This is a genomic window from Ulvibacter sp. 2305UL32-6 (genome assembly GCF_058148545.1).
On record NZ_JBYVKA010000002.1, the window covers coordinates 137,784 to 152,994 of the forward strand.

The following is a 15,211-nucleotide window of genomic DNA, read 5'->3' on the forward strand; positions in this document are numbered from 1 at the left end:
ATGCCAAAGTCTATTGTTCTCTTCCTCTTTGGCCTTCTTATTTTTCTTTGTGGTTTTGCTCAAATTCAAGTAACAGACACCAATAGCCATGAGGCATTCGCCGAAAGTCTAACGAAATCTAAAGATCTTAAATACCAAGAGATCGTTAAGCGTTACAATGATTATTTACAAGATCATCCCGATGATATCGCCGTTCGTATTTCGAAATGTAAGTTTATAGGTTCTGCCTTTTACGACGATTATGAAGGTTATGACACCAATTGGGAGGCTACCGATGCCTGCCGAGACGCGCTGCTTGAAGCTTACCCTACAAATCCCAACGTACTAATTTACAAATTGGATGAACTCTATGGAGATGAAAAAGTAGCGCTGCTCGAAACAGCCATTCTGCTTCATGAGGAAGACAACGAGCTTTGGTCCGACAAAAATACAGCAAGCCTATTTGAGATGTATGCGTATGAATATCAGGATCTCGAAAATACAAAGGCCCTGCTTTATGCAAATAAAGCGGAGTTACATGACAGCTTGTTAGACCTTTCCTTACTTAAAGCTCGTATACAGCTCAATCTAAACGATCCTAAAAAAGCCAAAGACATCTTAGTTGAAAAATTAGAGGTAGATAGCCCCGTATGGCAATTAAGTCAGAAGGCAGAACTCTTGATCGAACTTGAAGAGTTTGATCGAGCTATGACGCTATACGATCGAATTAAGACTCAGGATTCGTCATATATAGAGAACACAAGTTTATATACCATCATGATAGGAGGGAATAAGCCTGAGTTAGCCAGAAAATATTTGGTAGCAGATACAATTGGTGAATGGACAAAAGCCGCTAGTTTGCAGCGGTTACTAGAACACGACATGAGCTACGGAACTACCGAAACAGCTTTAATTAGTTATAAACGAATGCAGGAGGTGAGCTATTATGACGATTTCTTCGGAATTAAGCGTTTAAAAATTTTTCTAAAAGATCCGCTTGGAGGGTTTTCAAGCATCGGACTCTCACACTTCTTTTTCTTAGGACTGTTAATGATCGTTTTAATGATCGTTCCTTATCTCTGGGTAGTGCCTGTTTATGCAATTGGGCGTTATTTCAACCAAAACTATGAGTTTACCCAATACTGGAATTTAAAACACTTTTGGTTTATAAGCATTGGTTATATGCTAGTTCAGGTATTAATGATCTTGGTTTTTTACTACCAAGATTATATGAATTACCTGTTCGATGTAACAGGTAGTTATTATTTGGAAGAAACAGAGGACTTGACCCAACCCAATGAAATGATCTTCTTTTCGGCAGCCATGCTGATCACGACCTTAATTTTTCTAAACAAAAGACGCTTAAAGTACGTTTTTGGTTCACGTTGGTCTATTGGTAAGATCATTGGAGCTAGTGTGCTTTTCTTTATTTTTAATATCGTAGTCTTACGGATCTTAGGCTCTTTTATTGACATTACTGATGCAGTAACCTACTTTGAGGCCTTATCAATTAAAGAAGAGATAGGTTTACTAATTACTGAAAAAGGCTTTTGGGTAACGGCACTCATCATCGCTGTTTTAGCTCCTATTTACGAAGAGATCATTTTTCGGGGAATCATTCTCAATAGTGTGAGCCGCTATATGGGCTTTATTCCGGCTAATATCATGCAAGCTACTTTATTTGGGGCCATTCACTTTAATTTAGCCCTGTTTCCGTTCTATTTTATCTTCGGAATAGTTACGGGCTATGTGACTAAAAGAAGCGAAGGATTACTGGCTGGAATTGGTTTTCATATGCTAAACAATTTTATTGTCGTTGCCGTCCTATATTACGCTACTCAGGTACTTGCTACCTTTCCAAACTAAAAAAGGACACCGAAGTGTCCTTTGATTTTACAAATTGATCTGTTTTCCTTTGGGATATTTTACCACATAGGTAAACTGCTTTTTACTGCTGGCATTTGAAGGCAACGCCAGGTTCCATTGAAGCACACCCGTCTTTACGTTATAATTTGCATCGCCCTCTTCCATATCATCTATTTTGATCTCTTTATTTTCTGAAATAGGAATACGGTCTTCCAAACGCAACGTAACAGGAGTTTTCTTATTGTTTTTTACTTCTATTTTATACCCTTTAGCTATAATTCGGTTTCCGCCGAAAAAAGATTTACTCTTAAAGTTATCGATCTTCTCACGTTTTACAACAACACTGGGATCAACACCCAGAGATACATTGAGACTATCGGCGGTTGCAAACGGATCAAGCTGCGTTTTTCCCGCATAATTTCCTTCAAAATAGATATTTGCTTCGCCCTGTAAGAGATCGTATTGCTCCCAATCTTTAATGGTTGCCGTTAAAAACACGTTCTCATTAAGTTCTGGCGCCGCATAATGCTGATAAGTCGCCGGCAAGGCAAACTTGTCAATTTCAACCACGGTGATCTCTGCATTTGAGTTGATGGTGTATTTTTTGTCAATTTCAAATCGAACAGCAGTAAGACCTGTTTCTTTACTCACACCAGCGCTCCCTGTTTTTCCTTTTGTGGCAATAAGCATAACTCCATTCACCCCTCTCGATCCATATATAGAGGTAGCCGAAGCTCCTTTTAATACACTAACACTAGAAATATCATCGGGATTAAGTTTATTAAAATTGTATTCAGAACCAGGAATACCGTCAATAACATATAATAAATCAGAAGTGCTATTTGAAGACATTCCTCTTATTCTAACTGTGCTATTAGCGCCAGAGAAACCACTTGAATTAAGAATTTGCACACCAGCAGCTTTCCCCGCTAATAATCGGTTTACATCTAAAGGATCGCGCGAACCTCTGGCTCTTGAAGAACCCGTCACAACAACCTCCTGCAACACCGCTTGATCTTCATTTAAAGACACATTCATTAAAGAAGAATGAATAGGCATTTGTGTGCTTTCAAACCCAACATAACTATAAACAAGTTCTCTTCCGCCGTTTACATGTAGCGTATAATTACCTTCAAAATCGGTTTGTGTTCCATTACTTGTGCCTTGTTCAATGACATTAACACCTGGCAACGGAACGCCCGAGTCATCGAGAACGGTCCCACTTACGGTACGAATGGTTGGGTTATACTTATAGCTCATATTTTTAACAGCATATTGGGGTTGGCGTCTTCCGTAGGTAAAATTTAAATACTTCGGAAGCAGTTCTGGTTTGGTATTATCTGTATTAGGATCACCTGTCGACAGCACTAACTGAACATCGTTCCAGTCGGTTCCGCTTTGCTGATAAATATTCGCTTTATAAGACAAATCGATAGGCGAGGACGTATTGCTCGCTCTCAGGTCATAAAAAGGAAACCAACCCGCATTATTTATCTTGTATTTGATCTTCAATGTAAGTGAAGTAGCTACTGGCGCATCAATCTTTACCGAGATCTCACCGCGTTTTTCTTGTTTTGTATCGGCTAATTTGGCAAGCTCATTTCCGTAGTCCCGAAACTGCTCATTGATCGTTACGATCTCTAAACGGAGTTCAAAAATTTCATTTTTGATCTCTGTAACACGCTGACGGTAGTAGGTTGCCGTCTCTTTTACCTTCTGAAGAGACAAATCGGTTGCATCGCTATTGATGCGTTGGTTTTTCTGAAGTAGTTTTAGTTCTTCTTCAAAACCATAGATCGTATTTTCTAAGGACGCCTTTTTCATTTCTAGCGCGTCTATAGTAGCTTCTATGGCCTTGTATTCTTCTGAAAGCACTTTCTTGTCTAAATAATCAATATTAAATTTTAAAGCAAGTATGGACGCCTTTTCAAGTCCGGAGATCTGAATGCTACTCTCCTCAATGTCTGGCGACAGATTATCAAAAAGCAGCTCATTAGCCCCAGGAATCACCATGACCGTGGCGGTTCGCTCAATAGAGGCACCTTCAAGATATACGGTGACCCGTTCAATTTTTGACGGTTTTGGCTTGACGTTTTCAGCAAAAAGAAACGCTGGAACAAGGAGTAGGAGTAGGAGTATTTTTTTCATGATGGTTGTGTTTAAATTCATCATAAAACTACTTCCGAAGTATATTATACGAAACAACCAATGAGTCAACCCAAGCTTTCAATTAGTAAAGGCGAGGTATGAAGTAGACTAGACTTTCAGAAACAAAAAAAGTAAGCCTTTCGACTTACCATTTTCAGTGTATTTTGTGTTTCTGAATGATATATTAAAGAAACTTTGCTTTTAATTCGGGTGTTGGAATCATACAACTTTCTCGTTGTCCATACCATTTATAGCGATTTTTGGCAATATAATCGTATACCCAATTCCGAAGAAACCTAGGAACGATCATAAAGCCGTAGAGTAGTGGCCATGCGCCAGAAAGACTTCGCGCAGCGCGTAAGGCGGCAGACGATTTTACATAGGCTTTGTCATTGTCTATCAAGATAATTGAATCGGTTTGCGCCGGGTCTATATTGAATTTTGCGATAAGTTGTTGACCAACCTCACTTTGAAGGGCAGCAAAGCGAAATGCATCCTTTTTATCACGCTTGATCACAAAGGTCACAGAGCTATTACAAAGATTGCAAACGCCATCAAAAAGAATTATTTTTTTATCTGTGTTCATAATTTGTTCCTGCCTGTGATGTTAAACCTTCTCTAATGCATCAACACTTACTTGCGTAGTAAAAATACCATAATTTACAACAGCTCTATTTTTTTCTAAGCTATCAATAGTACCAATAGATTTTCCATCGATCATACGCACGCGATCGCCCAATTTTAAGGTCACCTTCGGTTTTGGCGGCGGTGCCTTTTTGGCCTCTTCCTTTTCTTTCTTTTTGCGTTCGCGGATCACTTCTACCTTTTGCTCGACTTCCTTCTGTGTGATACGCTCTTTTGCCTTGACCTGTTGCTTCTGCTTGGGCGTAACCTTTTTACGTTTACTGTTTTCAATCATCACCAGTTTAAGCAGTTCATCTAATAGCGGTTTCTTCTTTTTATTATTGAAATAACGATCGGCAAGCGCATCTAATTTTTTCCCTAGGCTAATGTGCTTCATGTTCGCGTCATAAAGCTCTTGGTAGTTCTCTAATTTCTCTTGAACCCTAGCGTTCACTTCCTCCAACTGTTTGCTTTCTTGCTGCGCTTTTTTTGCTGAAGTTTCTAGCGTTTCACTCGTTTTCCGAAGTTTAGAACGTTCCTTTTGCAAATTAGCGATGGTCTTGTCAAAACGTATTTTACCCCGTTCTATCTTCTTTTTAGAGCGATTGATCAAGCTATAGGGGATTCCGTTTTTCTGAGCCACTTCAAAAGTAAATGAACTACCTGCTTCCCCTAAATGCAACTTGTAGAGCGGTTCAAGACTTTTGCTATCAAATAACATATTTGCATTGATCGCATGCGGTAATTCATTTGCCAGTAATTTCAGATTGGCATAATGTGTTGTAATAATTCCGAAGGCCTCACGCTCATAAAACACCTCTAAAAAGGTTTCAGCCAAAGCTCCACCTAATTCGGGATCACTACCTGTTCCAAATTCATCGATCAGGAAAAGTGTTTTTTCGTTACATTTCCGAAGAAAATGATTCATTTTTTTTAAACGATAACTATAGGTACTTAAGTGGTTTTCAATCGACTGATTATCACCAATATCTGTTAAGATTCGTTGAAAATAACAGACTTCACTTTTAGGGTCAACTGGCAATAGCATTCCACTTTGTAGCATCACTTGCAGCAAGCCCACTGTCTTGAGCGTAATACTCTTTCCACCAGCATTGGGTCCGGAAATAACGATAATGCGTTTTTCGTGCTCTAAGCCTATACTCTGCGGAAATGTCTTCTCTCTGCGTTTCTTGTTAGCTAACAATAATAGCGGATGATACGCATCGATCAGAAAAAACTGTCTTTCTTTTGAAATATTGGGAAGCACACCATTAATAGCTACGCTATAACGTGCTTTGGCATAAATCGTGTCAATATCTATTAAATACCTTTGGTAGGCAGCAAGTAGCTCCCTATATGGTCTTACAAACTCCGTAAGTGATTTTAGAATACGCTTGATCTCTTCCTGCTCCTCATACACCAAATTACTTAACTCGTTGGTAAATTCTAAGGTTTCCTGAGGTTCAATATATGCAATGCTTCCTGTTTTTGACTGCCCTAAAACCGCGCCTCGGATCTTTTTTCTATGCATCGCCTTAACCGCAAGCACTCTACGGTTGTCTACAATGGTTTCTCTTATTTCATCCAAATAATCTGCCTGAATGTACCGACTTAAAGCTTTGTTGAATGACGAATTAATTTGCCCTTTAACCACATTTAAACGTCGTCTAATAGCGGCAAGTTCGGGCGAAGCATCATTTTTGATCTCGCCATATTTATCAAAAATACTTCGAATTTCTTCGGAAATGACCGGGACATAATCTTCCGTTGCGCTAAAGTCACTCATATAACTATAGAACTCTTCAAATTTTTTAAAGAACTTTAATAGTATTTGCGTCGTTTCTGCTACCGATAGGATCTTTCGGAAACCGAAGGCTTCAAGGCGACTATTTTCAATATCTAAGAGCCGTAATTCTTGAAATATCGGCTCAAACCCGTGGTTTGGGATAGGACTATCACTTCCAAAAGATGCCGAAAATTCTTTGACACGATGTAATTCGGGTTCAATATCTTCGATATCCTTAAAAGGTTTGATCTCCAAAACCTGTTGATTACCAGGTTCGGTGATACAGTACTCAGATATTTGGTTTAAAACCGTAGGAAACTCAAGATCCTCTAATGTTTTTTTGTCAATGCCAGTCATATTGTATTCCGCTATAGCGAAAATCTCTTTCGTAATTGCTTATTTTTAATGACTACAAAAATACACATAATGAACGTAAACATTGAAGCTAGTTGGAAGCAAGTTTTGGCCGAAGAATTTGAAAAACCTTATTTTAAATCGTTAGCTGCCTTTGTAAGATCTGAATACTCCCAAACAACCTGTTATCCACCAGCTCCCGAGATTTTTGCAGCCTTTAACCATACACCTTTTAAAGAGGTGAAAGTGGTTATAATAGGGCAGGACCCATATCACGGACAAGGACAGGCCAATGGTTTGTGTTTTTCAGTGGCAGATGGTATCACGCATCCGCCTTCGCTTCAAAATATCTTTAAAGAACTAAAAACTGATGTTGACAAAGAGATTCCCAACAGCGGGAATTTAACCAGCTGGGCAGATCAAGGGGTGTTATTATTGAACGCTACCCTAACCGTGAGAGCGCACCAAGCCGGAAGTCATCAAGGAAAAGGGTGGGAGGTATTTACAGATCATGTGATCGAGAAAATTTCCGAAGAAAGAGAAGATATTGTATTTCTGCTTTGGGGTGGGTTTGCAAAGAAAAAAGGCAAAAAAATAGATGCCAAAAAGCATCATATTCTATTGAGTGGTCATCCGTCGCCTTTAAGCGCAAACAGAGGGTATTGGTTTGGAAATAAACATTTTAGCAAGACGAATGCTTACTTAAAGGAAAAAGGAAAGAAACCAATTAACTGGTAACTGGTTTACTTAAGAAACGGAGTGGTTTTACTACTACTCGTCTTCCGGAAAATCGGTTTCTGTGGCGTCGTTACAGCTAAATTCTAAAAGCAGAAAATTAATTGCTAGTAAGGCCCCAAGAATGATTAAAAAAGTTGTCATAATCTACTTACTTTACTCTAGTAAGATGTCAACATTGCCTTTGGGTTGCGCAATAACGTTAAAAAAAGTTAAAAATTTTTACTACAAAAGACTAAGATGTTAGTATTGAGCTTATTGGAACTGATTTTTCTATCAATTCTAATTGAACTAATTTTTCTTGAACCCTATTTACCTCGTCTTCACTAAGTTGTTCTTGGCTCCATTCGGTAAGAGAAAGCCATTTTTGAACATCCTCCAGTTTTTGTCCGTAGCGCTTTGAGATCATGGTATCGATGGCTGGAATATCCTTAAATTCTGCCGTTGTTCTATTTATTATCTCTAAGATCTTTTCTACACTTTCACGATCGTTTTCCCACACTTCATCGCGAACAGCAATAACAAAGCACGGCCAGGGTGTTGGACAAACCCCTACAAGATCTAACGGGCCTTCATCGACGAAGGGTTTTGTTGTAAACTTTTCCCACATAAAATAATCTCCTTTCCCCTCTGGGAGACCGTCGAGAGCACCTTGTAAGTTCTTTATCACTTCGAAATCAAGGTCTTTTTCAATATCCCAACCTTCATTTTCGGCATTGACATAAGCCATTAAGTGCGACCCAGATCCATATCTGCTAATAGCAGCTTTTGTTCCTTTTAGGTCTGAAACCGTTTCATAATCGGTGTTTTTTGCTACGTGGATTCCCCATAGCAACGGACTCTTAACAAAAACTTGAACAATCTTACTTGGGTTTCCCAAGACAATATCGCGAATGATGCCTTCGGTGAGTATAACAGCCATATCGATACTTCCATCGCGTAAGGCTTTGCACATTTGTCCGGTTCCGCCACTAAAATCTTCCCATCGCAAATTGATATTCTCTTCGTGATATTCTTTATTCCGAAGTGTTAGATACCACGGCAGGTTAAAATGTTCTGGCACACCGCCAATTTTGAAATTTTTCATGTTGTTACTAAAATATTGAGGGTATGAATGATCAACCTTTCTATAACTTTTTCGGGATGTTCGCTAAAGGTACCATTGGGCCTATTAGCGAGAATCGCATTCAATGAGATCGCTCTATGACCAAATAAGGTGGCCAAGCCATAAATTCCTGCGGTTTCCATTTCTAAGTTTGTAATGCGACTGCCTTGATATAAAAACTGTTGTAATTTATCATTTAAAGTGTCATCGGCTAGGGCTAGTCGTAATTGCCGTCCTTGTGGACCGTAAAAACCAACATTAGTCGCTGTAACGCCGTGAAACATGATTTCAGAAGTAAAAATAGCCATAAGTGCTTTATCTGCCGCTACCACATAGGGAGCCGATTTCTCCTTACTCCATTGGGTTTGATTTACGAATGCTTCGGAAAAAGATCGGTCTAAAAAATCAGTATTTGCGTAGAAATGCAGCAAACTATCAAACCCGATAGCCTTTTCAGATATCAAAAACGAATCGATCGGTATCTCTGGTTGAATAGCTCCACTTGTACCAACTCGGATAATATCAAGCTGTGTGTGTTCTTTTTTGATCGTTTTCGTCTTAAAATCGATATTAACAAGTGCGTCGAGCTCATTAAATACAATATCAATATTATCGGTGCCAATACCTGTAGAAATAACGGTTATTCGCTTTCCTTTATAAGAACCGGTCTGCGTCTTAAACTCGCGTTTTTGGACTTCAAATTCAATAGAATCAAAATGCTTCGTGACTTCTGAAACCCGATCTGGATCGCCTACGGTGATTATGGTATGTGCGATATCTCCCGGCTTTAAATGCAGGTGATAAACACTTCCGTCAGGATTTAAGATAAATTCAGATTCTTTAAGCTTCATGAACAGCTTCCAATTGTTGGGTATTTGCGTTGTAAAAGTAGTCGTATTTTAAAGCACCTCCAAACATCGTGTTATCTTTCAATTGATCGTAGGCATTTCCCGTGTCACTCAATAGCGCTTCTCCCTGTGTATTGAGGGTGAGAGATAATAATTCGGTAAAAAACGGTCGCATTCGAGCTATGATAGTTATCCATTGTAGATCGCCAAAGCCATAAAACTGTTGATTTTTAAGTAAATAATGGCATACTTGCTTTTCGGAAACAAATTCGTTTTCGTGAATAGCCTGTAGCACCATACGTTCAAGTTTATTGATGCCTGTGGATCTCTTCGGAAAACGCTGGAAATGAGCCTCTATACATGAATTTAAGTAGGGAAGTTTCTTTGTATTAAAGTTGATGTTTTTCAAGGCAGTATGATCTTCCGAAGTATAAACATCCCAAAAAGAAACCAAAGCTTTGATCTCAAGTGGAGTTAACAAGATACGTTGCTCTGAAGCTTCAAGGATCTGCGTATTACTCAATTCTGCCAGTCCGTAGTATTTTTCAGAATCATCAATAGTTCCACTACAGATCAAGTAGAGTGGGGTTGTAGTTGTTCTTTTAGATAAAAAATAAACGGCTGCGGCAAGATTTACATGACAAAACAGGTCGTATTCAAACCATAAAAAAACGCCGTTATAGTGTTCTATATTAAGATTATAGAAGCTGTCTGCAAATGCATTATAATTAACTCCTGTGCGTGTTTCCGAAGTAAAATTGCGCAAGAATGATGCGCGCTGATAATTAAATGGCTCTGAAAAAATAAGTTCTGTAGCAGGTCCTTCGCAAAGAATTTCCCGCCATGTCATGATCGTTCCAGGAAGATTAAGACTTTCTAATCGGGATGTAAACGCATCGCCATTGGTTATGTGTAGTAGTTTATCCACCAACCCGTTTGGTTTTAAACCCTTTGTCTTGCAGGAATTTCATGATTCGATCGCGGTAATCGCCTTGAATAATGATCTGCTCGTTTTTAAAGCTTCCTCCAACACTAAGCATTTGTTTGATCTCTTTTGCAAGCTGCTTAAAATCGCTGTCGGCTCCTGTATACCCCTCAATAATAGTGATGGGCTTTCCTTTTCGCTTTTCATATTTACAGATCAGCGGATCATCCTGTAACCAGAGGGTTTTCTTAGGCTCTTCCTGATTTTCTTCGGAAGGCTCATGATCTGGGAACAGGTTTTTTAATTGGTCTTGTAAATCCATTGTATAAACTTAGTTGCTTTATATTTTAATCAATTTCGACTAAATACCGTGCCTTGGGCCCGTAATGTCTTTCAAATTTATCGTTAAAAAAAGGAATCCCAATAGGAAAGATCAACACCAACAAAAAGTAGGGAATCTTTTCAAAAAAGATAGTTTCTTTTTCTTTTCTGGCGAACAAGGCTTTTAATACGCGCGACGTAAAATAACTGCAATACAGGAAACAAATTGGTAAGGTGATGAGATAGGCCGCAATTAAAAAACCGATGGAAGCCACAAACCAGCCGTCGGGATCTGGTTTGATTGTCGCTAATAACAAAGGATAGGAAAAAATGACGGTACTCAGTATCATAAAGACAAACCCATTCCAAAATAGTATTCTGTACCAAAGCGATTTCAACGGTTTTGGTGTTACATACTCGCTGTTAACTCTTACTGAAATCACATATTGCCAACATGCATAAACAAACGCAAGCGCGAAGAAAGGGTAAAGCATAAAAACGAAAACAGTAACCTGTTTTTCGTGATTTACCATAATTCCGGCATAAAGCAGTTGAAGTAAAAACCCCATTGCCGGAAGGATGAGCACCAAAAAAATGATCCAGCCCCAGCCAATCTTCAAAACTTTGTTAATGCCAGTGCGTCTCAAAGTTTCTGCGTTATTTCTTGATCAATCCTATTTCAACCAATCGTTGATGTAAAAATTCACCTGCAGTGATGTCTTCAAATGATTTTGGGTGGTCTTTATCAACACATTCTGGCATACAACTAAGATCCATATCGCCCCGAGGGTGCATAAAGAAAGGGATCGAGTAACGAGGCATATGCCATTGTTCGCGTGGTGGATTTACAACGCGATGTATGGTAGAGCGCAATTTGTTGTTGGTATGGCGCTCAAGCATATCTCCCACATTGATCACTAATTCGTCTTCCTCTGGAATAGCATCAATCCATTCACCATCTTTCCGAAGCACTTGTAAACCGCCTGTAGATGCCCCCATAAGCAATGTGATCAAATTAATATCACCATGCGCACCTGCTCGAACAGCACCTTTAGGCTCAGATGTGATAGGTGGGTAGTGAATTGGACGCAAAATACTATTTCCATTAGCTGCCCAATGATCAAAATAAAACTCGTCCACGCCAATATATAATGCCAAGGCGCGAAGCACATAAACACCTGTCTTCTCTAACATACGGTAGGCTTCCATCCCTGTTTTATTAAAATCAGGAAGCTCTTTAACTTGTACATTTTTTGGATATTCTTCAGGAAGATCAGCATCTGCCGCAGGTTCTTGTCCGAAATGCCAAAACTCCTTTAAATCACCTTCTTTCTTGCCTTTGGCGTGCTCTTTTCCGAAGCTAACATAGCCACGCTGCCCACCAAGGCCTTCGATTTCGTACGACTTCTTTGTCTCGATAGGTAATTTAAAAAATGCTTTCACTTCTTTATAAAGATCAGCCACCAGATCATCACTTAAAAAGTGATTCTTTAGTGATACGAAACCAATCTCTTCATAGGCTGATCCAATTTCATTGACAAATTTCTCTTTCCGTTTTGGATCTTCACTTAGAAAATCGGCCAGATCTACACTCGGGATATTATTCATACTGTTCGTGTTTATAGTACAAAGATACCAAAATCCCGTGGTATTTCCGAAGTGAAAAAAATCGTTTTAAAAGCACTGCTACGACGTATTTTTTCTACATTTGATCTTATCAAAACAATAGGATGAAATCGCAAACTGCAACCATTTCACATTTTACTTACGATCGCTCGCAGATCGACAACGAAACACTCATTACCCTATATAGATCAATGCTTAAGCCGCGTCTTATCGAAGAGAAGATGCTTATTCTATTGCGCCAAGGCAAGGTCTCTAAATGGTTTAGTGGCATTGGACAGGAAGCCATCTCGGTTGGGATTACAAGCGTTTTAACGAAAGAGGAGTATATTTTACCGATGCACCGTAATCTCGGGGTATTTACCACACGGGAGATTCCGTTATATCGCTTATTCTCGCAATGGCAAGGAAAAGCCAACGGATTTACAAAAGGTAGAGATCGTAGTTTTCACTTCGGAACACAAGAATTCAACATTGTTGGGATGATCTCGCATCTCGGACCACAATTTGGCGTAGCCGACGGAATTGCTTTAGCCAATCTCTTAAAAGATAATAAGCAGGTATGTGCCGTGTTTACAGGTGAAGGCGGAACAAGTGAAGGTGACATTCACGAGGCACTCAATGTGGCTTCTGTTTGGAAACTTCCCGTGCTTTTTTGTATTGAAAATAATGGATACGGACTCTCAACACCAACCACAGAACAGTATAATTGCGAAAATCTAGCCGATAGAGGCATTGGTTACGGAATGGAGTCTCATATCATTGACGGAAATAATATCTTAGAAGTTTACAGCAAAGTAAAGACCCTCACAGAAGATATGAGAATCAACCCGAGACCTGTTTTGCTTGAGTTTAAAACATTTAGAATGCGCGGGCATGAAGAGGCGAGTGGTACCAAATATGTGCCAACCGAACTTATTGAGGCTTGGGAAGCAAAAGATCCATTGGTAAATTTTGAAACTTTTTTAACTTCGGAAGGAATTCTTTCCGAAGAAATGATCGCAAATTTTACAACCGAATTTAAAGCCGAGATCGATGAAAATCTCGACATCGCTTTTAATGAGCCCACCATTACATCCGATTTAACTACTGAATTAAATGACGTATTCCAACAATCATCAATTCAAGAAGTTAAACCGAATAACAATACAGAAGAACTTCGTTTGATCGATGCCATTTCGCAAGGATTAAAGCAAAGTATGGAGCGTCATGACAATACGGTGATCATGGGGCAAGATATAGCCGAATACGGTGGTGTTTTTAAAATAACAGAGGGTTTTTTGGACGCCTTCGGAAAAGAGCGTGTGCGCAATACACCTATTTGTGAAAGCGCGATTGTTTCAGCGGCTATGGGACTTTCTATAAGCGGTTATAAGGCTATTATGGAGATGCAATTTGCAGATTTTGCAACCTCAGGATTTAACCCAATTATTAACTATTTGGCAAAGTCGCATTATCGTTGGAATCAGAATGCCGATGTGGTTGTTCGTATGCCGTGTGGTGCGGGTGTTGGCGCCGGCCCCTTTCACAGTCAGACGAACGAAGCGTGGTTTACACATACACCTGGATTAAAAGTTATATACCCGGCGTTTCCGCATGATGCTAAAGGCTTGATAGCTGCGGCCATTGAAGATCCTAATCCTGTCCTTTTCTTTGAGCACAAGGCTTTATACAGAAGTATTAGACAGGAAGTTCCAACAGATTATTACACTTTACCAATAGGGAAGGCGAGTTTATTAAAGGAAGGTGATGATATTACTATTATTACTTATGGCGCGGGAGTGCATTGGGCTTTGGACACATTAGCGACACTAAGTGAGGTTTCGGCAGATTTGTTAGACCTACGAACTCTAGCTCCTTTAGATACGGAAGCTATATACACTTCGGTACGTAAAACCGGGAAAGTGATCATCCTTCAGGAAGACTCCATGTTTGGTGGAATGGCAAGTGATATTTCAGCTTTGATCTCTGAGCATTGTTTTGAAAAACTAGATGCTCCTATTAAACGTGTGGCTAGTTTAGAAACGCCGATCCCGTTCGCCGAAGCATTAGAAAGACAATACCTTCCGAAGGATAAATTTAAGGACGAACTTTTAGCATTGATAGCTTATTAAAACTTTAACATTTGTCGTTAAACTTTAGACAAACCCCATTGTCTAAGGGTTCACAACAACTATCTTAGTACCACTAATCATTAAAAACTCTATATTATGGTACGTTGGATCATCATTTTTTTAGTAATCGCATTAGTTGCGGCAATCTTTGGATTTGGAGGCATCGCTGAAGGTGCAACCGATATCGCGCAGATAATTTTTTATATCTTTATTGTACTTCTGGTACTGTCTTTGTTATCGAGACTATTCAGAAAATAATTTTAATTTCAACCTAACATTAACAAATAAACACAAACATGAAAAAAGTACTTCTATTAGTTGTATTGGCAGCTACCGTGCTAGCGTGCGGAACGCCCAAAACGGTTATCGAGTCAAAAAAGGTGATCAAAGGCTATTGGTCTTTAGACAACATCTCTTACAGTGAATCTGGTAATTTTAACGTAACTATCTTTAATGACACCTCAAAAGAGTGTTTTGAAGGTACTACTTGGCGATTTATTCCCAATAACAATTCCGGAACGTATACAGTAGACAACAACGCATGCCCAACGGGCGACAGAAACTTTATCTTTTCTATAGTAGAAGAGAGCAAAGGTGCTGGTGTGTATGATTTTTTACTAAAACCAACCATGAAACAAGGGAAACCTGATAAAGATAATGCTGTTGGCTTTAGAGTGAATTTAGCACAGTTAAGTGACACCAGTATGCGCTGGCAACAAACGGTTATGCTTGAAGGTAAGCCATTTAAAATTAATATGAACTTTTCAAAAATAGAAGAATAAT

Annotated in this window: 14 protein-coding genes; 5 read left to right on the forward strand and 9 right to left on the reverse strand. The window is 39.2% G+C overall.

The features are described from left to right. Entirely contained in the window at positions 1-1,845 is a 1,845-nt protein-coding gene (locus tag ACY2RU_RS06380) for a CPBP family intramembrane glutamic endopeptidase (RefSeq protein ID WP_490137597.1), read from the forward strand. Between the two features lie 27 nt (positions 1,846-1,872). On the opposite strand, the gene ACY2RU_RS06385 is transcribed toward ACY2RU_RS06380, so the two are convergent. From ACY2RU_RS06385 to ACY2RU_RS06395, 3 genes are all read right to left on the reverse strand, one after another. After that, positions 1,873-3,993 carry a mucoidy inhibitor MuiA family protein gene (locus ACY2RU_RS06385; protein WP_490137598.1) on the reverse strand — a complete coding sequence of 707 codons (2,121 nt, stop codon included), beginning with the start codon at positions 3,991-3,993 and terminating at the stop codon, positions 1,873-1,875. 184 nt (positions 3,994-4,177) lie between these two features. Continuing rightward, positions 4,178-4,579 (reverse strand): thiol-disulfide oxidoreductase DCC family protein, encoded by a 402-nt coding sequence (locus ACY2RU_RS06390; protein WP_490137599.1) that lies wholly within the window; start codon positions 4,577-4,579, stop codon positions 4,178-4,180. A 21-nt stretch (positions 4,580-4,600) separates the two neighbouring features. After that, positions 4,601-6,760: an endonuclease MutS2 gene (locus ACY2RU_RS06395; protein ID WP_490137600.1), complete on the reverse strand. Its 2,160-nt coding sequence runs from the start codon at positions 6,758-6,760 to the stop codon at positions 4,601-4,603. A 69-nt stretch (positions 6,761-6,829) separates the two neighbouring features. Between ACY2RU_RS06395 and ung the strand changes: the two genes are divergently transcribed. Further along, positions 6,830-7,495, forward strand: a complete 666-nt coding sequence (ung, locus tag ACY2RU_RS06400; protein WP_490137601.1) for a uracil-DNA glycosylase — start codon at positions 6,830-6,832, stop codon at positions 7,493-7,495. A 232-nt stretch (positions 7,496-7,727) separates the two neighbouring features. Here ung and ACY2RU_RS06405 read toward each other — a convergent pair whose 3' ends face one another. Genes ACY2RU_RS06405 through ACY2RU_RS06430 form a run of 6 tightly spaced genes read right to left on the reverse strand, consistent with a single transcriptional unit; the run spans position 7,728 to position 12,299 of the window. Next, a complete protein-coding gene (locus ACY2RU_RS06405; RefSeq protein WP_490137602.1) occupies positions 7,728-8,579 on the reverse strand; it encodes a substrate-binding domain-containing protein in 852 nt (283 codons plus the stop codon). Continuing rightward, complete coding sequence (locus tag ACY2RU_RS06410) at positions 8,576-9,448, reverse strand: nucleoside phosphorylase (RefSeq protein ID WP_490137603.1); 873 nt, start codon at positions 9,446-9,448, stop codon at positions 8,576-8,578. Before ACY2RU_RS06410 ends, ACY2RU_RS06405 begins: the two co-directional genes overlap by 4 nt. Beyond that, the gene (locus ACY2RU_RS06415) at positions 9,438-10,373 is read right to left on the reverse strand and encodes a hypothetical protein (protein WP_490137604.1); all 936 of its coding nucleotides are present in this window, start codon (positions 10,371-10,373) and stop codon (positions 9,438-9,440) included. Before ACY2RU_RS06415 ends, ACY2RU_RS06410 begins: the two co-directional genes overlap by 11 nt. Next, a complete protein-coding gene (locus ACY2RU_RS06420) occupies positions 10,366-10,692 on the reverse strand; it encodes a translation initiation factor (protein ID WP_490137605.1) in 327 nt (108 codons plus the stop codon). Before ACY2RU_RS06420 ends, ACY2RU_RS06415 begins: the two co-directional genes overlap by 8 nt. A gap of 25 nt (positions 10,693-10,717) precedes the next feature. Continuing rightward, a complete protein-coding gene (locus tag ACY2RU_RS06425) occupies positions 10,718-11,338 on the reverse strand; it encodes a hypothetical protein (RefSeq protein WP_490137606.1) in 621 nt (206 codons plus the stop codon). A gap of 10 nt (positions 11,339-11,348) precedes the next feature. Then, on the reverse strand, positions 11,349-12,299 hold the full coding sequence (locus tag ACY2RU_RS06430) for an isopenicillin N synthase family dioxygenase (RefSeq protein ID WP_490137607.1): 951 nt from the start codon (positions 12,297-12,299) through the stop codon (positions 11,349-11,351). Positions 12,300-12,421: 122 nt separating this feature from the next. Here ACY2RU_RS06430 and ACY2RU_RS06435 point away from each other — a divergent pair, with 122 nt between their 5' ends. The 3 genes from ACY2RU_RS06435 to ACY2RU_RS06445 all read left to right on the forward strand — a co-directional run bounded on the left by ACY2RU_RS06435 (position 12,422) and on the right by ACY2RU_RS06445 (position 15,210). Next, positions 12,422-14,428: an alpha-ketoacid dehydrogenase subunit alpha/beta gene (locus ACY2RU_RS06435; protein WP_490137608.1), complete on the forward strand. Its 2,007-nt coding sequence runs from the start codon at positions 12,422-12,424 to the stop codon at positions 14,426-14,428. A gap of 96 nt (positions 14,429-14,524) precedes the next feature. After that, on the forward strand, positions 14,525-14,686 hold the full coding sequence (locus ACY2RU_RS06440) for a DUF1328 domain-containing protein (RefSeq protein ID WP_490137609.1): 162 nt from the start codon (positions 14,525-14,527) through the stop codon (positions 14,684-14,686). A gap of 38 nt (positions 14,687-14,724) precedes the next feature. Then, positions 14,725-15,210 carry a lipocalin family protein gene (locus tag ACY2RU_RS06445; RefSeq protein WP_490137610.1) on the forward strand — a complete coding sequence of 162 codons (486 nt, stop codon included), beginning with the start codon at positions 14,725-14,727 and terminating at the stop codon, positions 15,208-15,210. Position 15,211 lies beyond the last annotated feature (1 nt).